The sequence below is a fragment of the Alkalihalobacillus bogoriensis ATCC BAA-922 genome (assembly GCF_000621445.1).
GTDB classification, from domain to species: Bacteria; Bacillota; Bacilli; order Bacillales; family Bacillaceae_F; genus Bacillus_AO; species Bacillus_AO bogoriense.
The window spans coordinates 38,600-56,893 of sequence record NZ_JHYI01000011.1; the positions used below are offsets into that span (position 1 = coordinate 38,600).

Sequence of the window (18,294 nt, forward strand, 5' to 3'; positions counted from 1 at the left end):
GAGGTGCAATCATGAGTATAGACCCATTTTATAATAAAGAAGTAGACTGTTTACTATGTAAAACAACATTTCAAACAAAAAGAATTCGGTCAAGTGCGAAAAAAGTGAGAAACATCGAGTCAGATTTTTTTTCGAACTATGAAACAGAAAATGAAAAAGCCAATCCTTTGTTTTACCATGTGAATGTTTGTCCACATTGTGGTTATTCGTTTTCAGATGATGCCGATTCATATTTCAATCCAAAAAGAAAACAGGAGTTAAAGGATAAAATTTCAGCTCATTGGCAACAACGCTATGATTATAGTGAAGAGCGAACGATTACCCAAGCCATTCAAGCATTTAAACTTGCGATTTTTGCCGGTCAAATCAAAAAAGAAAAACCGATTGTTATGGCAGGGCTTCATATGAGATTGTCGTGGATTTACCGAATACAAGGTGATGAAGAAAATGAACCTCGTTTTATGGAATATGCACTTAAAGCATATGAAAAGTCGTATTTCGAGGGTGATTATACCGATACAGAGATGTCACAAATTCATGTAACGTATATAATTGGAGAGTTATATCGTCGCGTCGGAGATTTTCAAAAAGCGAGTGTTTATTTTTCAGAATTAATTCATATGAAAGATGAAACGAAAGACCGGCGCTATATTGAAATGGCGAAAACCCAATGGCAAATTATGAGGGAACAACAAAAAGCTGAAACTGAACTTGAAAAAGTAAAATAAGGGTCATTTAACCCTTATTTTTTTTATTCATATTTTTAGTATTTAAATTTGCGTAAATTTCTTGTGATTGTTCATCAGTAATCATGCCAAGCTTTTGGAAAAGAAACGTATAATATGCGACTTTCTTTTTGTTTGCCATTCCATTGTCCTCCTTTTTTCATTTTACCGGTGGTATTTGTTACTATATTATTCACTACGGTAAAAAAAGTTTCCTAAAGGAAAGAAATAGGCAAGCTATTTTGTAAATCGGTTAGCATAAGAGGAAGCAACAATGGAGTCAGGTTTTATTAATGGTTTCATCCCTAGTACTTCAATACGGTTCATCATTTCATCGACATAAATTTTAGTTTTGTTGCGTTCTCCCTTCCCGATATCGATATGACCTTCAATCGTTAAGGAACTTCCTTCTTTCACATGTGGTAGGATTAAATCATACAATTGTTTTTTACATTCAATTGTAAAAAGAGAAGCGACTTCTTCTGTTAAATCGGTTTCTATCGATATTTTTTCATGCAAACTTTCAATGCGCCTAGGTTGCTCGTGTTTCGTTAAACAAGCCCATGCTCCGTGTCCGACATTTCGAATGACGATTCCCGTAATAAATCTTGTTGAACGGGGGTGTACTTGTGAATCAGTTCCAATCATAAGCCGATACGTCCCTTTGTTATTTCTTTTAATAAACTGTTGAATATGGGCAAACACATCTTGGAAACGCATGTTTTTTTGTGAAATATTGTGAAAGACAAAATCGTTTGTCATACGCTTCTCCCCCGTTATTTGGTTGGCTTATTAAATGGATATGCTCCGAAATGGGTATTCTATTCCGGTTGAAACGAGCAAGTGTTGGAAAAGAATAAATCTAATTTTTATGGTATAGTAAATAAGAAAAGAAAGAGGAGTTACTGTTTCAAATCGAGGAGGAAAAAAGATGAGTGGGAGAAAAGAAGAAGAATTACAAGGTGTAACAATGTTAGGGAAAGAACAAGTTCCTTATCAATATGAATATAACCCTTCGATTTTGGAGGCGTTTGATAATAAACACCCAAATCGAGATTATTTTGTTAAGTTTAATTGCCCTGAATTTACTAGTCTATGTCCCAAAACAGGACAACCTGATTTTGCGACTATTTATATTAGCTATATACCTGACGAAAAAATGGTCGAAAGCAAGTCATTAAAATTATATTTGTTTAGCTTTCGTAATCACGGAGATTTTCATGAAGATTGCATGAACATTATTATGAATGACTTGATTGAGTTGATGGATCCTAGATATATTGAAGTATGGGGGAAATTCACGCCAAGAGGCGGTATCTCAATTGACCCATATACAAATTATGGGAAGCCAGGAACAAAGTATGAAAAAATGGCCGATTATCGTTTAATGAATCATGATTTATATCCTGAAACAATTGATAATCGCTAAAAGGAGAGAAGTGCAGTGGAAATCGATGTGACAAAACCAGCATTTCAATGGTTTAAGGAAGAATTTAATTTACAACAAGAAGATTATATGAGAATTTTTGTCCGTTATGGTGGATGTGGAGATTTTCAAAAAGGGTTCTCATTAGGACTAATGAAAGAAGAGCCAAAGCATAATGCCATTCAAACAGAAATTGAAGGCGTTACGTTTTATATCGAAGAAGAAGACTTATGGTATTTTAATGACACCGACATTAAAATTAAGTATAGTCGAAATAAAGAAGAAATTGAATTCGTTCACGGATAATCGTGGTGAAATAGCTAAGCTGTCGAGACAATCGGCAGCTTTTTCTTATGTTTAGGCAACTATAAAAGAGTCGACCTGTGTCTAACATTGCTCTACTAGGGGTTTGGGGTATTGTTGTTTAAGTAAGCGGCCAGGAACACCGTTATCTGTGAACATGGCTAGCGTTTTGGAACGTTGGTGGACACAGGAGCAGTTAATCATAATATATCGCTTGGAATAGCGTTGCTTTTGCGTGAATAAGCGCTCCTGTGGCCGCTAAAAAACGGAAACCCGTATCATGTTCACAAATAACGGCTGCTCTGACCGCAAAAAAATTTTTAATACCCTATTTTTTCTTTTTCTTTTGCTTATCAGCGACCATTTCACTTGCGACTTCTTCATTAAACATTGATTCTGTTGGTGTTTGATTGTTTGTTAATGCTTTATTTTTTTGTGGATTTCGCTTTTTCATCGATACCCCTCCTTTTCTTTTAGCGTGTGCGAGTTTAAAAAGATTTATTTCAAAAGAAGAAGCTGAATATATTGGAAATGAAGAAGCAAAATGGGGAGGGCATGAACGTTGAATAAACATGAAAATGGGTCGATTGGAAAACATACGATAACAGTCATTGGAAAAGGAATTGTGAATGTTTATCCTGATGTTTTGAACATTACGATTGGAATTGTAACAAGAGCAGAGACGTCAGCACAAGCCTTAGAAGAAAATGTCGTGGTCATGAATCGTGTTCGAAATCAGCTCGAACAAATTGGCGTAACAAGTGAACAAATAGAGACAGATTCATTTCGGGTCAACCCTGTATATGATTATACGGAAGGACTTTCCCAAATAAGAGGCTTTGAAGTGGAGCATCTTATAAATGTGACATTTTCTAATATTGAACAAGGTGGACTGATTTACGAAGCTGCAGTGTCAGCGGGAGCTAATATAGCAAGAGGATTGCAATTCTCTGTCGCTGAACCACAACTCGTATATAATCAAGCATTGGAATTGGCGATGAGCAATGCAAGAGAAAAAGCAGAAGTTCTTCTTTCCCACCTTCCTGTCTCCCTTTCACTAATTCCTGTTCAAATTAAAGAGCAACCGCCGCATCAAATGTCTGTACATGAATTACGTTCAGACTTTGTCTTAAGTACAAATGCGTCAATGGCTCCACCAATAGAACCAAAGGAATTTACAATCGAAGCTAATGTAACAGTTATCTATTCTTACTCGGGCGTTCAATGATTTGTCACAATTTGTCCATCCCTAATATGTTACTATTAACATAGTGAAAACAGTAGAAATTTAAATCGGTAAGGAGTGATACGATGGGTGGCGCAATCGCAGCAATTTTAGGAATTAGCGGAATGGCAGTTGTGGTAAGTATCGTTTTAGCTGTCATGATGCTGAAAATGTCAGAGCGTAGCTTATAGTATCCGATACTAAGATACGAGAACTGCTTCATTAATGGAGCAGTTTTTTTGTGTGAAAAATGCGGTTAATTAAGAATAGATTGCGTAACAATACTCTATGAAAGGGTTGTTACATAAACAAGGACACAAAAATGAAAATGTTTGCATACAATAAATTCTAAAAAAGTATGTAAAAATAGTGTGAAAAAATCAAATTAAAACCCCTTATTTTCCACATTTTTTGATATAATATAAACAACCTTATTCTTATCTCAGATAGGAGGTTTATGATGATTATTAATCGTAAAAAACAACCAACGAAAGCTTTCGGAATATTTAAAATATTCTTTGTTTATATAAGCGTTTTACTTTTATCCTTTGCTGGAATCGTTTATTTTTCTGTTCAACAATGGGCGACAACAGAAGAAGGAAGATTACCTGTAAAAACAGCAGTTGTCTTACATGCCGTTAATGAAAATCTTGTCACACCAGATATTAAAAGACCTAGTTTTTTGGCGGGGAGTGGAACATCAACGTTAAAGCGTGAGGAAATGATGATACCTGTTCGGGATGGTTCAAACATAAGGGCAAGGATGTACCGCCCAAGTGGAGAGGGGCCATATCCGATTGTTATGTATTATCATGGAGGAGCTTTTTTAGAAGGGTATGGCAATATTGATACACATGATAATATTGTTCGCTCACTTGCTGCGCGAACAAACAGTGTTGTTATTTCTGTCGGTTATCGCCTTGCTCCTGAATATGTATTTCCTACAGCGATTGAAGATAGTTATGATGCGCTTGTTTGGGCGGTCGAATCGGCTAACACATTCAATGGGGACGCTGCGAAAGTCGTTGTAGCAGGGGATAGTGCAGGTGGGAATATTGCAACGGCTGTGGCGTTAATGTCCAACTATGAACAAGGTCCAGAGTTGCAGGCGCAAATTTTATATTATCCACTCACAACTTTTAATGACCTTTCCTTTCCATCAAGGGAGCAGTATGATAGTGGGTACTTTCTATTATCAAGAGGAGTTATGAATTTGGCAAGAGATAAATATACACCTGAAGAATATATGTGGTCAAGTCCATATACTTCACCACTAGAAGCCCCAGATTTATCAGGATTACCTCCAACATTAATTATAACAGCAGAATTTGATCCACTTCGAGATGAAGGTGAAGCCTATGCAAGACGCTTAGCTGAAAGTGGTGTTCCTGTTCGAGCCCAAAGATACAATGGAGTCATGCACGGGTTTATATCCTTTTTTGAAGTGATGGACGTAGGCAAACATGGATTACAGCAAACATCCTACTTCCTCAAACAAGTATTGCATGAAGAAACAGTCCCGACACAAGACACATTCACAGTAACAATCATCGAACAACCAAGTGAAAAAAGATTCCGAGAACAAGTAGAAGCCTATGCTATAGCCAGTTTCCTCATAAGCAAACAAGCATCATCGATCATTCCATTACGATACTAAAGCCAAAAAATCCAAGGTCGCTCTTTGACCTTGGATTTTTTGGCGAAGCCCCGGTAGAAGCCGCTGCCACAAAAGCAAAGGGGCGGGTTTCCCCTTTGCGCGCAGCGAGCGGAGACCGAATGGGCGCGGTCGCTCTTTGACCTTGGATGTTTTGGCTTATAAGAAATAAAAATTTTGGTACTAGTTTATACGATCCATGTATGAATATGTTCTTGTATGACAGGAAGATCCTGGATTGAAAACGGTGTAAAGTGATTTAATAATAAAAACAAACAAACGACAGAAAAAAACGGGAGCGGGTGTTGGAGAAAACGAGGTGCGCGAATATGGCTTGCTAAAAATAAATAAAGTAAAAATAATATCCCTGCAACGATGACGCTCATCACTTGAATCGAACTAATCATCGATTCTTGAGGTAACATAAAGCCTAACATCGCTCCCATCATTCCGCCCATCACTCCAGAAATAATCCCGTCAAGGATGACAAGAAGGCCTTTTGGCCAACCGACAATAATTCCTATGAATGCAGCAAGTAGCATACTAATAAAAGTACAAATAAAATAAGGGTAAGGGGACAAAGTAGTTAATAACATGCCAATCATAAGACCAGCAGTTGTACTAATTGTCATTGTAATCGTCATACTCATCATTGTTGTTAACGCTGTTTTACATAAGTACACCATGATGATAACCCAGAGCGTAAGAATCCCAAATGTTGTGAAATAAATTACTGTCATTTTACAGCTCCTCCTATATGTATATAACTAATGTATCTTATGATGACAGGCTCACATTTAGTCTAGTTTCTTTCGTTTGACATGGGTTGAAAAGGACGTAATACTTGAAGAAATAGGAAGAGGTGGTGTTCGAAAATGAAACAAAATCAATTAGGAAAGAGTGAGTTGTTCGTATCGGAAATTGGGCTAGGCTGTATGTCATTTCAATCTGAGCAAAAACAAACGGGAACCCGTGTAATAGAGGAAGCCATCGATCGCGGAATTAACTTTTTTGATACAGCAGATTTATATGAGTACGGCTTGAATGAACAGCTTGTGGGAAGTGCCCTTAAGGGAAAACGACAAGACATTATTCTAGCTACAAAAGTAGGAAATCGCTGGAATGAAGATAAGCAAGGGTGGCATTGGGATCCATCAAAATCATACATAAAAACAGCCGTAAAGGAAAGTTTACAACGATTACAAACTGACTACCTTGATTTATATCAACTTCATGGTGGAACAATCCAAGACCCTATCGATGAAACAATTGAAGCGTTTGAGGAGTTACAAAAAGAAGGACTAATTCGCTATTACGGAATATCCTCAATCCGACCGAACGTTATTCGAGAATATACAAAAAAATCAAATATCGTCAGTGTCATGATGCAATATAGTATTTTTGATAGGCGACCTGAAGAAGAAATGTTAAACTTTCTCCATGAAAATGAAATAAGTGTCATTGCAAGGGGACCAGTGGCGCGAGGGTTGTTAACAGACAAATGGCAAAAGAAAGTAGTTGAAAATGGGTACTTAGATTATTCAAAAGCTGAAGTAGAAACACTTATTCAAAAAATAGAAACGTTACCCGTGCCGTTATTGTCGACCGCCTTATCATATGTGTTAACTCCAAAGGCAGTTGCAACAGCGATTCCTGGTGCGCGCACTGTCGAGCAATTAGAAGAGATAGTAAACTCATATGAAGAAACGCTATCAAATGAACAGCGAGAGCAAATCAAAGCGTGGGCCAAAGCATCTGTGTATGAAGCACAACGCTAATATAAGAAAGGCTGTCGATGTTTATCGACCGCCTTTCTTGCGAGTGTTAATGGACATTTATTCCGCTAAATGGGCAGAAAAACCGGTTTCCTCAGTGCTATCGGACGTCTATTCCGCTATTTCACGAAAATCCAGTGTTTTTGCGACTAGAAAAGGGAAATAACGGAACAGATGTCCGTAAAAAAGAAAAATAACCTCGAATCTAATGATATAGCGGAATATATGTCCGAAAGCGTAATTGGGGAGGAGGCGGGTACAAAATTGTTACTTTGTACCCGTTAGCCTCTTGTTCCACTTTAATTAAAATGCCCAGTTTCCATCACGGAATAATGGTTCACGTGTTCCATCCGCAGTAATGCCATCGATGTTCATATCGGCAGAACCAATCATGAAGTCAACATGTGTAATACTTGTGTTTAATCCGTTTTTCGCTAGCTCTTCTTTAGACATCGTTTTCCCACCTTCAAGGTTAAAGGCATACGCACTTCCGATAGCAAGATGGTTTGAAGCATTTTCATCAAATAACGTATTGTAGAAAATAATGTTAGAGTTTGAAATCGGTGAATCATGTGGAACGAGTGCGACTTCTCCTAGAAAGGCAGCACCTTCATCCGTTTCGACTAAACGTTTTAATGTTTCATAGCCTTCTTCTGCTTTATAGTCGATAATTTTTCCGTTTTCAAATGTTAAAGTGAAGTTCGAAATTAATGTTCCACCGTAGTTTAAAGGTTTTGTACTAGAAACGGTACCGTTTACACCGTCTTTTTGTGGTGCAGTAAATACTTCTTCAGTTGGCATGTTTGCAATAAAGTATGTGCCTGCTTCGTTTTCACTTCCGGCTCCTGCCCATAAATGCTTTTCAGGCAGCTCGATGTATAAGTCAGTGCCTTTTGCTGTATAGTGAAGCTTTTTATACTTTTTCTCATTTAATGTTTGTACTTTGGCTGTTAAATTGTCTGTATGTTCTTTCCAAGCAGAAACAGGGTCATTTTCTGTCACTCTTGTTGCTGCAAAAATAGCATCCCATAGTTTTTCGACTGCTGTTGCTTCATCGTCTTGAGGGAATACTTTTTTCGCCCAGCCTGGTGAAGCGGCAGCAGCAACAGTCCAAGCGACTTTGTCGGATTGAACATAAGAACGGAACGTATCCATCGCTTTTCCACTAGCTTTATTCGCATTGGCCATTCGTTCTGGGTCTACTCCTTTTAGTAAATCAGGGTTGTTAGCTACGATGCTTAAAAATCCTGCGCCATCTTCAGCCATTTTTTCATACCCTTTTGCTTTCCACTCGGGAAATTCATGGAATGCTTCATCTGGAGCCATTTTATATTTTAGTAATGTTAGTTCTTCGTCATTCCATTCCACATGAACGTTTTTTGCCCCTGCTTCATAGGCTTTTTTTGCGACAAGACGAACAAAGTCAATGGAATTTAACGGTGCGTTTACAACGAGGGTTTGGTTTTTTTGAATGTTAATCCCAACTTTTACCGTTAATTCAGCATACTTTTCTAAATTTGTTTGTAAATTGCTCATAAAATCACCCTTATCTATGTATTCAATTCTCTTTCATCTTAACATTTTATGGAGAAATGCAAAACAAAAAAGGGGTCATCCCCCTTTTACTGTCCTGCAATGGCTCGTTTTTTAAACATTTGTTCATCTTCAATTAAGCCACAAGAACCACATTGAATTTTTCTTTCTGGTCCACGGTAAGGGAGATGAAAAGGATCTAACTTATCATTTGTGAACTGTTCAACAACTTCCCCTGTTTGTGGATGAAGCTTAACCGGAGTGGCTTGTTGTTCAATAATATTAAACCTTGAACGATTTGTTTTACAACTCGGACATAAGTATGGATGAGTCATGATCACACCTCCTGCCCTTATTATCTCCGCTTTACTCTTCTATATTCTGTTTATACTTTAAAGAATTGGCCATTAAAAAAAGCTTTTTCGCCTCTGTTTTATACTCAGGATATGCCGTTGTATAAGAGATTTGCACAATAAAATGCTCATCATCAATCGTAAGACCTAAAGTATGGAGGTGAATATCATTTTGATTTTCCATTTGTCCCGTTGTATAAAACCAAGCATTTTGCAATTGCGCATATGGAAGTGTTGCTGGGTCAACGTGCTTCATATTCGTTACATATTCTTCTAATGAAGTTTCAGTTTCTTGTTTTAATTGTTCTAGTGTTTCCTCATTTGGGTTATTACTAATAGCAAGGTAGTTTCTTTCATTAGAAAGGTCGGTTACAAGACTTCCTAACCCATCGACATTAGAAAATTTATATTCATCTAAGAGGATATGGAGTGAATACTCGAATTCAGCGTGATGACGTTCTACATAAGAACCAAAATCCCCTAATGTTTCTACTGTTGTGCTTGTTTGTTCGGAGTCTACGAAATAAACAGCATAACCGATAGAAAGAAGGATGAGTACCACAATCATGAGAGGGACATATTTGATTTTTACTTTCATACTGTTTCCTACTCCTTTAAGCCGTTCAACGTATAGTTTCTTTATACCATAACTTGTCATATAATAAATACCATTATGAAATGATTTTGTTAATTTCCTTTATTTTTAGGAAAAAAAATAACTCTGAAAAAAAAGATGGAGATATACGATGAGATTTGGATATGCATGTATTAACCTTTCCCTACCTTCGAAATTAAAAACTTGCCGACTTGGTACTGTTGAAAAAGAAGGGATGAAAAAAGTAAAAGAGCTTACAATTTCTAATTTTAAAGAAGTGTTAGCCATTCTTCAGTGGAATAAAGCCCACGACATTTTGTTTTATCGAGTAAGTAGTGATATTGTCCCGTTTGGCAGTCATCCGATTCTAGATTGGAAATGGTGGGAAGATGAGGATGTTCTGCAAATTACAAATGAAATAAAAAGACTGAAAACAAAAGAGAACATGAGGTTAAGTGTTCATCCAGGGCAATATACGGTATTAAATTCACCACGTAAAGAAGTAGTCAGAAATGCTATCCTTGATTTAGAATATCATAACCGGTTACTTGAGCTAGTGGGTGGTACAGATATGATTATTCATGTCGGTGGAGCTTATGGTGACAAAGAAAAAGCAAAAACACGATTTATTGACGAGTATCTTCAGTTAAGTCCAGCAGTTAAACAGAAACTTAGATTAGAAAATGATGATAAAGTATTCACGGTTGCTGATGTGTTGGATATTTCAGCCAAGACGAAAGTACCGGTTTGTTTTGATATCCATCATCATATTTGTAACGAAGCAAAAGAAAAAGAGTCAAAGGTATATATTCAAGATGTCCTCCGCACGTGGGAAGGCATAGGAACCCCGAAATTTCACATTAGTAGTGGACGAGAGCATAAAAAGGATACAGCTCATCATGATTATATTTTTCTTGATGATTATTTGAGCTTAGCTCATTACATTTCAGGTTATGAAGTGGATATTATGATCGAAGCGAAGCAAAAAGACAAAGCATTGTTACAATTAAGAAAAGACATTCAGAATGTAAATTTCACGGAGATGTGAGATTTACATTCTTTTTTTGAAAGTTAAGAAAGTAGAAAAAATTTGGTATAGCAGGAAGCTTTGAAAGAATAGACGCTCCCGCATTTTTCTTATTCCTTTCTTGGCAGGAAAAATATGAATGAACGAAGACAAAGCAACATAGGATGAAATGAATGACTAACATAGGGAGGGTATTGAATGTCAAACCAAGACCAAGAAAGAGCTGGATATGAACAAAGTAGCCCGAAAATGGTTTCACTTGTCGACCCTTATGTCTATCAAGCATTTCAATCATTTTTAGGCAAACATGTTGTCGTCCAAACGACGAAAGAAAGCTTACGAGGAGTCGTTTGTGATGTAAAGCCTGATCACGTTGTCATTGATGTATCTGGAGCACAGTTTTTCGTAAGAACACAAACGATCATTTGGGTTATGCCGTATTAAACACTAGAATAGGAGGTTTTCACTTTGATTAAGCGGATGGATAAAATTCTCATTGACTTACCTAGACCAAAAAATCCCGACCCAAACGCGGCTTCCGCTGTGCAAGAATTATTAGGTGGAAAATACGGTGAGATGTCCACGTTAAATAATTATATGTTTCAATCGTTTAATTTTCGAAATAAAAAGAAATTTAAACCTTTTTATGACTTAATTGCAAGTATTACAGCCGAAGAGTTTGGTCATGTTGAACTCGTTTCAAACACTGTGAATTTAATGATGACAGGTTCAACATTCCCAGGGAACCCAGATATAACTCCGATGCAAAATGCGGTAGATGATAGAAGTCACTATCATTATATTGCCACTGCACAAGCTTCTTTACCAGGCGATTCACATGGAAGACCATGGACGGGAGATAATGTGTTTAATAGTGGTAACTTGTTGTTAGATTTGCTTCATAATTTCTTCTTAGAGTGTGGAGCCCGTACACATAAAATGCGAGTTTATGAGATGACGGATAATCCTGTTGCACGTGAGATGATCGGTTATTTGCTCGTCCGTGGTGGTGTCCATGTTGTAGCTTATGCAAAAGCATTAGAAGTTATGACAGGTGCTGACGTCACAAAAATGATTCCTATTCCAAGCCTTGATAATGCTGCATTTGAAACGACGAGAAAATTTGAAGCACAAGGCATCCATCGTAAACTTTACACATGGAGTGAAACAGATTATCGTGATATTGATAAAATATGGAAAGGTACACATCCGGAAGATGGAAGTCCGGTTGAAGTTGTCATTGGAAGTCCAGAAGGAGCACCTGTTCCTGATTTTGAGGAAGTGCCAGAAGAGTTTGCTCCAGGAGTGTCTGAAGATGACTTTATGGAAATTTATAAAAGATTACAAGGATATGCGAATATGTAAGAGAAGAGACGTAGTTAAATCTACGTCTCTTTTATATTTATGTACTTGTATTTATAGGAGAAAAGTCAGAAAAATATTGCTATTCAAACTATATTGAGAAAGCTTTTAAAATAGAATTGTTTCCTGTATAGTACATAAGTATTAGGACTATTTCGATGCACTAAATAAAAGGAGCAAATATTATGAAACTGACAATCAAGAAAAAACTAATTGGATTTGTATTAATCATTGCATTTTTCATTTTCGTTGCCAACGCATTTTCTTACTTTACAATTACAAAAACAAATGAGTCGTATTCTTATTTAGTGGATACTGTCTCTGAGCTTCACTATATTTCTACGAAGATTGAAGCTAACGCTCACAAACAAGCAAGTAATGTAAGTACATATGTGTTAACGACTGACCCAAGATATTTAGAAAGTATTGCAGAAACAAATGATGAAATTAACGGCTTAATTGAAAAAGCACGTGGTATAGCTACTTTAGAAGAAACGCTCGGTCATTTAAGTGAAATTGAAGAAATGAATAATCAATATATAGAAGCGATTAATCGCAATGCGAATATTGTTACGATTAATCCAGAACAAGCAGCATTAGTTGTCGCTTCTTCAATCTTACCATTAGGGCAAGAGTTGACAAATAAGACGTTAGCCTTTTCTGATTTTCTTGAAGGAGTCAGAACGAATGTTCAAGTCGAGACGACGAATCAAGCGGAACAATCTTTGCTAAGAATTAGTGTGACTGGTATTGTAAGCTTACTTGTAGTCATTGGTGGTGGAATCTTAATAGCGTTTTTAATTTCCACACCAATCCAAAAGTTAACGAAAGTAGCAAAACAAATAGCGTCAGGAGATCTAACAGTAGAGCCGATTCAAATCAAAAGCAAAGATGAAATCTATGAATTAAATGAATCGTTTAATGAAATGACAAATAATTTACGAACGATGATTTCAACAATTATGACTAATTCAAGTCAAGTTGCTGCATCAGCTGAGCAGTTAAATGCGAGTGCAATTGAATCGTCAAAGGCGACAGAACAAATTACGAATTCAATTCAATCAGTAGCCGTTGGGGCTGAAAAGCAAGTGGAAGTGACGGTGAATGCGACAAATATAACAGGAGAAATTTCTCAAGGGATTGAAGAAATTGCAAACAACATTCAAACGGTGACAAACCATACGGTAGAAACAGAAGAAAAATCAAGTCATGGTGTGAGCGTCATTGAACAAACAATGAAACAAATGGAAGAGATAAATGTCAAAACGAATGAAATTACAGATGTCGTTACACGCCTAGAAGAAAAATCTAATGAAATCGATAAAATTATTACGATGATAACGGCTGTGTCTGATCAAACGAATTTACTTGCCTTAAATGCAGCGATAGAAGCAGCACGAGCGGGTGAGCATGGAAAAGGGTTTGCGGTTGTGGCAGAAGAAATTCGAAAGCTTGCTGTACAATCGAATGAATCAGCCAATCAAATTAGTCATTTAATTCATGAAATCCAACAAGATATTCATACATCTGTTACGGCGATGGATGAAGGGAATGCGTCGGTTAACGAAGGGCTAACATTAGCAGACCAAGCAGGGACGGTGTTTCAAACGATTTCAAATTCCATTAATGACGTGTTAACTCAAGTACAAGAAGTATCCGCTGCAGTACAGCAAATATCAGCAGGAACGGAAACAATGGTAACATCCATTCAAGAAGCTTCTACAATTGCAGAAAATGCAGCAGCATATTCCCAAAATGTCGCAGCTTCAACAGAAGAACAAGTGGCAACAATGGACGAAATAACAGCAGCTTCTACGACATTAACGAAACTAGCCGATGAACTTCAAGAAACTGTACAAAAATTTAAACTGTAAAGAAAAATTTCTTTGTTTCTCTGTTTCTTATCTTTACGTCTTTAGAAGAAATAGGTAAGATAGAAATTGGTATGAATAATAAAGACAAGGTAAGGAGTGGAAATATGGACAAAGTGTTAGTGTTTGGTCATAAAAATCCTGATACGGATACGATTTGTTCAGCAATTGCATATGCTGAATTAAAAAAAGAAATAGGTGTAGACGCTGAGCCTGTTCGCCTTGGCGATGTAAACGGAGAAACTCAGTTTGCTCTTGATTATTTTAATGTAAGTGCACCACGCCTCGTACAAACTGTTGCAAATGAAGTTCAAAAGGTTATTTTAGTTGACCATAATGAACGTCAACAAAGTGTAGACGACTTAGGGAATGTTCAAGTGACAGAAGTCATTGACCATCATCGAATTGCAAATTTTGAAACGAGTGACCCGTTGTATTACCGTGCTGAGCCAGTCGGTTGTACGGCAACAATTTTAAATAAAATTTACAAAGAGAAGGGCGTTAAAATCCAAAAAGATATCGCAGGGTTAATGTTATCAGCGATTATCTCGGATTCGTTATTGTTTAAATCACCAACATGTACAGATGAAGACGTTGCGGCAGCTAAAGAATTAGCTGAAATTGCTGGTGTTGATTCTGAAGCCTATGGTCTTGAGATGTTAAAAGCAGGAGCAGATTTAGGTGATAAAACAATCGCACAATTAATTTCTCTTGATGCAAAAGAGTTTCAAATGGGAAATAGCAAAGTAGAAATTGCGCAAGTAAACGCTGTTGATACAAACGATGTGTTAAGCAAACAGGCGGAAATTGAAGAAACGATTTCAAAGGTTGTTTCCGAGAAAAATCTTGATTTGTTCGTTTTTGTTGTCACGGACATTTTAAATAATGATTCTGTTGTATTAGCGTTAGGGAATGAAACAAAAGTGGTAGAAGAAGCGTTTCAAGTGACATTAGAAAACAATGTGGCAACGTTAAAAGGTGTTGTTTCTAGAAAGAAACAAATCGTTCCAGTATTAGATAATGTATTTTCAAAATAAAAACGAAGGAAGGATCCGAATCGCTATGATTATCGGATCCTTTTTCATACATATAAAAATTTGGTGTAGCAGTGAAGCTTTGAAAGCTATTTCAAGAAGAGCGAAGGCTGCGCACCTGCGCGTTTCACCCCAAGAAGAGCACTTGTGGTTCACTGTCAAAAGCGGGTAGGGCTCCGCTCTTCGCTTGAAAGAAAAGACCCAAGTGAATCATTCAACACTTGGGCGGGATTATCGCGTTAGCAATTTTGTTGATTATGGTAAGTAAGCGGCCATGAAAACCGTTATCTGTGAACATGGCTAGCGTTTTGGAACGTTGGAGGACACAGGAGCAGCTAATCATAATATATCGCTAGGAATAGAGTGGCTTTTGCGTGAATAAGCGCTCCTGTGGCCGCTAAAAAACGGAAACCCGTATCATGTTCACAAATAACGGCTGCTCTGACCGCAAAAATGGGACATGGGATGTGTTTGTTGTTTCATCATACACTTCGCTTGAAAGAAAAGACGCTCCGCGTTTTTCTTTATTACACTTTTTCCTTTAAAAAATCGAGCACTGGTCCATAAGGTTGTGTTTTTTTTGCTTCAAAAAAGGAGGAGAATGGACAACCCTTTTCTTTCACACGGGCTGGAACCGTTTCGATTGTAAAATTCTCAATCGAAAGAGTATCGTTTACTTCTTCCCAATATAATGGTGTGGCGACTAAAGCGTCTTCGTTCCCTCTAGCTGAATAGGGAGCAATTATCGTTTTTCTTTCCCCATGCTGAATATAATCGACGTACAATTTATTCCCACGATTTTTCTTTAAGCGCTCCGTCGTAAACCATTTTGGTTCTTGGGAAATAAGATATTCGGCAATAAAGGCTGTAAAGGCCCTTGTATCTGCGTAACTATACATATTGTCTGGTAAAGGGAAATACACTTGCATCCCTTTATTTCCGGAAGTTTTGCAATAACAGGAAAGCTGTAACCCATCGGCGACTTCTTTAATGAGTAAGGCGGCTTGAACAGCAAGAGTGAACTCATTTCTTGATGGTGGGTCTAAATCAAAGACAATTTCCGTTGGTGTTTTCGTATGAATTGTTTCAAATGGAACATGAAATTCAATGGCTGCCTGATTCCCTAGCCATATGAGCGTTTCTAAATTGTTACAAACGATATAATCAATGGAATCGGCTTTTTCAGTTTGGACGAAATCAGGTGCGTAATCCGGACAATTTTTTTGATAAAACGCTTCTTTATGAACGCCATCGGGAAAGCGAATGACGGTTAATAAGCGGTTTTGTAAAAATGGCATGGAGTAAGGTGACATCGTCCGTAAAAATTGTAAATAATCTTCTTTTGATATCGCTTTATCTTGCCATAGTAATTTTTTTGGATTTGTGATCGTGACTGTATCAGGTAAAGGTTCTAAACTTAATTTGAGCCTTTCTTCAGTACAGTCGTCAGGCCCTATATCGAAACGAAACTGTTTAAAATAAGGTTCACGTAAATGCCCTTTATATAATTCTATACATTGAATATCGACACATAAACTCGGGTTCACATAAACATAAGTAGCATCTTCTTTTGTCTGATTTTTGCGAACAGTTTCCACTAACGCTTTTTTTTGTTCATCTTCTAGTCCGTTTTTAAATAGACCAATCGGGACCATTTCTTTTTTACTGTTATAAATCGCTACATGGAAAAATCCATTATCTTTTTGATAGGCTGTTATAAAAGCTGAAACGACACGCCAATTTTTAATTTTATACCATGTTTTTGTTCGTTTCCCAAGCTCCCATTTGCTATTTTTATGCTTTGCAATAATTCCTTCGCCTAGCGATGCCGTTACTTTTTTCCAAACGGTATCCTTATTAGTAAACGCTGTCACCATTTTTAGAAAAGGGCTATCAGTGATAACGGTTGAAAAAATCTCTGCAAGCTGCTTTTTCCGGACTGTAAATGATTTTTCTTTGTAGTTCACACCGTGGAGTTCTAATAAATCAAACGCCATAAAAGTAGCGGGAATTTCTTTGGAATAGGTGTTGATTTTGTCTTTTGTTTTTAGTCTTCCACGCAATTGGATATGTTCAAAATTCCCTTTGTAAGGGTTGTCCAAAACAACGAGTTCTCCGTCAAGAGACAATGGAAGCAGCGGTTTTATTACATCATGAATGGATTGACAGTATTCAATAATTTCAGGAAATTGGTTTGTTAAATCGTTTCCATACTTACTAAGTAACTCGACCTGTTGATTTTCTTGCCAACGTAAAATACAACGAAAACCATCATATTTAATTTCATATCGCCAATCGGGACCGATTGGGGTTTCGAATGACAATGTCGGCATCATAGGTTTCACTTTTCTTACCTCCAGAAATTCAGATCTACTATATAGTGTTTTAAAAAAAGGAAGAAGTCATACATAAAAAGACGCCAACTTCGAAAACTAATACAAATAAGATGAAGTAGGTGAGTAGCCATGCATACGATGTGGAAAGGAAGCATAAGTTTTGGACTCGTTAATATTCCGATTAAGTTGCATGCTGCAACAGAAAACAAAGATATAAAATTACGAAATCTTCATAAAGAATGTAAATCGCCGATTAATTATGAAAAAACATGTCCGGTCTGTGAAAAACCGATACAAGCGGAAGACATTGTAAAAGCTTATGAATATGCCAAAAATAAATTTGTAGTGCTTGATGATGAAGAATTAGAAAAACTAAAAAAAGATAATGAGGAAAAAGCTGTTGAAATCATTGATTTTGTCAAATTAGAAGAAATTGACCCCATTTATTTTGAACGAACATATTTTATGGCTCCAAATGAAGGGGGAAGCAAAGCGTATTCCTTGTTACGAAAAGCATTGGAAGACTCCGGTAGAATTGGAGTAGCTAAAATTATCATTCGTTCAAAAGAACATTTAGCGGTTATACGAGTATATAAAAATACATTAGTAATGGAGACGATCCATTATCCAGATGAAGTACGGAATGTCGGTGAAGTCCCAAATGTGCCTGCAGAAGATAATATAACAAAAAAAGAATTAGACACAGCAATGATGTTAATTGACCAATTAACAACGGAATTTAAGCCAGAAAATTATCATGATGAATACCGAACAGCATTGATGGAATTAATTGAAGAGAAAAAAGGAAAAGAAGATATTGTCACGGGTGCAGAGAAAAAAGCAACGCCAAACAATGTTACCGATTTAATGGCTGCGTTGCAAGCGTCTATCGACAAAACAAAGAAAAAGAAACCTACCACAACAAGAAAACGAACAACAACAAAAGAAAGAAAAAATGCATAGAATGATACCGCAGTCATCGCTGCGGTTTTTCAAATTTTTTTAAAGAAACTTATGGAAAATAAAGGATGATAGAGAAAGTTCTAGACTTAAACTTAGTGCACATTCGTGGCCG

The 18,294-nt window shown here is 36.9% G+C and carries 20 protein-coding genes; 12 read left to right on the forward strand and 8 right to left on the reverse strand.

What is annotated here, in order from left to right; genetic code table 11:
• The first annotated feature begins 11 nt into the window (after window positions 1-11).
• Entirely contained in the window at window positions 12-728 is a 717-nt protein-coding gene (locus T323_RS0104160) for a DUF2225 domain-containing protein (RefSeq protein ID WP_051556356.1), read from the forward strand.
• A 7-nt stretch (window positions 729-735) separates the two neighbouring features.
• Here T323_RS0104160 and T323_RS29500 read toward each other — a convergent pair whose 3' ends face one another.
• Together T323_RS29500 and T323_RS0104170 are read right to left on the reverse strand one after the other, a co-directional pair.
• Window positions 736-867: a hypothetical protein gene (locus tag T323_RS29500; protein ID WP_281175707.1), complete on the reverse strand. Its 132-nt coding sequence runs from the start codon at window positions 865-867 to the stop codon at window positions 736-738.
• A gap of 95 nt (window positions 868-962) precedes the next feature.
• Window positions 963-1,487, reverse strand: a complete 525-nt coding sequence (locus tag T323_RS0104170; RefSeq protein ID WP_026672147.1) for a ribonuclease H-like YkuK family protein — start codon at window positions 1,485-1,487, stop codon at window positions 963-965.
• A 169-nt stretch (window positions 1,488-1,656) separates the two neighbouring features.
• On the opposite strand from T323_RS0104170, the gene queF reads away from it, so the two are divergent.
• Window positions 1,657-2,154: a preQ(1) synthase gene (gene queF, locus T323_RS0104175; protein ID WP_026672148.1), complete on the forward strand. Its 498-nt coding sequence runs from the start codon at window positions 1,657-1,659 to the stop codon at window positions 2,152-2,154.
• A gap of 15 nt (window positions 2,155-2,169) precedes the next feature.
• Window positions 2,170-2,457, forward strand: a complete 288-nt coding sequence (locus tag T323_RS0104180; protein ID WP_026672149.1) for a HesB/YadR/YfhF family protein — start codon at window positions 2,170-2,172, stop codon at window positions 2,455-2,457.
• A gap of 325 nt (window positions 2,458-2,782) precedes the next feature.
• Here T323_RS0104180 and T323_RS29505 read toward each other — a convergent pair whose 3' ends face one another.
• A complete protein-coding gene (locus T323_RS29505; protein ID WP_279390754.1) occupies window positions 2,783-2,908 on the reverse strand; it encodes a hypothetical protein in 126 nt (41 codons plus the stop codon).
• 108 nt (window positions 2,909-3,016) lie between these two features.
• On the opposite strand from T323_RS29505, the gene T323_RS25935 reads away from it, so the two are divergent.
• The gene (locus T323_RS25935; protein WP_051556357.1) at window positions 3,017-3,682 is read left to right on the forward strand and encodes an SIMPL domain-containing protein; all 666 of its coding nucleotides are present in this window, start codon (window positions 3,017-3,019) and stop codon (window positions 3,680-3,682) included.
• Between the two features lie 457 nt (window positions 3,683-4,139).
• Entirely contained in the window at window positions 4,140-5,336 is a 1,197-nt protein-coding gene (locus T323_RS0104200) for an alpha/beta hydrolase (protein ID WP_051556358.1), read from the forward strand.
• 185 nt (window positions 5,337-5,521) lie between these two features.
• Here T323_RS0104200 and T323_RS25940 read toward each other — a convergent pair whose 3' ends face one another.
• A complete protein-coding gene (locus T323_RS25940) occupies window positions 5,522-6,073 on the reverse strand; it encodes a hypothetical protein (protein WP_051556359.1) in 552 nt (183 codons plus the stop codon).
• A 135-nt stretch (window positions 6,074-6,208) separates the two neighbouring features.
• Here T323_RS25940 and T323_RS0104210 point away from each other — a divergent pair, with 135 nt between their 5' ends.
• The gene (locus T323_RS0104210; protein ID WP_026672151.1) at window positions 6,209-7,111 is read left to right on the forward strand and encodes an aldo/keto reductase; all 903 of its coding nucleotides are present in this window, start codon (window positions 6,209-6,211) and stop codon (window positions 7,109-7,111) included.
• A 300-nt stretch (window positions 7,112-7,411) separates the two neighbouring features.
• On the opposite strand, the gene T323_RS0104215 is transcribed toward T323_RS0104210, so the two are convergent.
• The 3 genes from T323_RS0104215 to T323_RS0104225 form a co-directional block, all read right to left on the reverse strand.
• Window positions 7,412-8,644: an aminopeptidase gene (locus T323_RS0104215; protein ID WP_026672152.1), complete on the reverse strand. Its 1,233-nt coding sequence runs from the start codon at window positions 8,642-8,644 to the stop codon at window positions 7,412-7,414.
• Between the two features lie 86 nt (window positions 8,645-8,730).
• Window positions 8,731-8,976: a hypothetical protein gene (locus T323_RS0104220; RefSeq protein ID WP_026672153.1), complete on the reverse strand. Its 246-nt coding sequence runs from the start codon at window positions 8,974-8,976 to the stop codon at window positions 8,731-8,733.
• A 31-nt stretch (window positions 8,977-9,007) separates the two neighbouring features.
• On the reverse strand, window positions 9,008-9,592 hold the full coding sequence (locus T323_RS0104225) for a hypothetical protein (RefSeq protein ID WP_026672154.1): 585 nt from the start codon (window positions 9,590-9,592) through the stop codon (window positions 9,008-9,010).
• A gap of 148 nt (window positions 9,593-9,740) precedes the next feature.
• On the opposite strand from T323_RS0104225, the gene uvsE reads away from it, so the two are divergent.
• The 5 genes from uvsE to T323_RS0104250 all read left to right on the forward strand — a co-directional run bounded on the left by uvsE (window position 9,741) and on the right by T323_RS0104250 (window position 14,886).
• Window positions 9,741-10,637 carry a UV DNA damage repair endonuclease UvsE gene (gene uvsE, locus T323_RS0104230; RefSeq protein ID WP_026672155.1) on the forward strand — a complete coding sequence of 299 codons (897 nt, stop codon included), beginning with the start codon at window positions 9,741-9,743 and terminating at the stop codon, window positions 10,635-10,637.
• A gap of 177 nt (window positions 10,638-10,814) precedes the next feature.
• Window positions 10,815-11,060 carry a YuzF family protein gene (locus T323_RS0104235; RefSeq protein ID WP_026672156.1) on the forward strand — a complete coding sequence of 82 codons (246 nt, stop codon included), beginning with the start codon at window positions 10,815-10,817 and terminating at the stop codon, window positions 11,058-11,060.
• A 24-nt stretch (window positions 11,061-11,084) separates the two neighbouring features.
• Window positions 11,085-11,981, forward strand: coding sequence for a manganese catalase family protein (locus T323_RS0104240; RefSeq protein WP_026672157.1), 897 nt, complete (start codon window positions 11,085-11,087; stop codon window positions 11,979-11,981).
• A gap of 182 nt (window positions 11,982-12,163) precedes the next feature.
• The gene (locus tag T323_RS0104245; RefSeq protein ID WP_026672158.1) at window positions 12,164-13,852 is read left to right on the forward strand and encodes a methyl-accepting chemotaxis protein; all 1,689 of its coding nucleotides are present in this window, start codon (window positions 12,164-12,166) and stop codon (window positions 13,850-13,852) included.
• Window positions 13,853-13,956: 104 nt separating this feature from the next.
• A complete protein-coding gene (locus T323_RS0104250; RefSeq protein ID WP_026672159.1) occupies window positions 13,957-14,886 on the forward strand; it encodes a manganese-dependent inorganic pyrophosphatase in 930 nt (309 codons plus the stop codon).
• A gap of 524 nt (window positions 14,887-15,410) precedes the next feature.
• Here the strand turns inward: T323_RS0104250 and T323_RS0104255 are convergent.
• Window positions 15,411-17,219, reverse strand: a complete 1,809-nt coding sequence (locus T323_RS0104255; protein WP_245613686.1) for a DNA ligase D — start codon at window positions 17,217-17,219, stop codon at window positions 15,411-15,413.
• A 129-nt stretch (window positions 17,220-17,348) separates the two neighbouring features.
• On the opposite strand from T323_RS0104255, the gene ku reads away from it, so the two are divergent.
• Window positions 17,349-18,182 (forward strand): non-homologous end joining protein Ku, encoded by an 834-nt coding sequence (gene ku, locus T323_RS0104260; RefSeq protein WP_026672161.1) that lies wholly within the window; start codon window positions 17,349-17,351, stop codon window positions 18,180-18,182.
• Window positions 18,183-18,294: the final 112 nt, after the last annotated feature.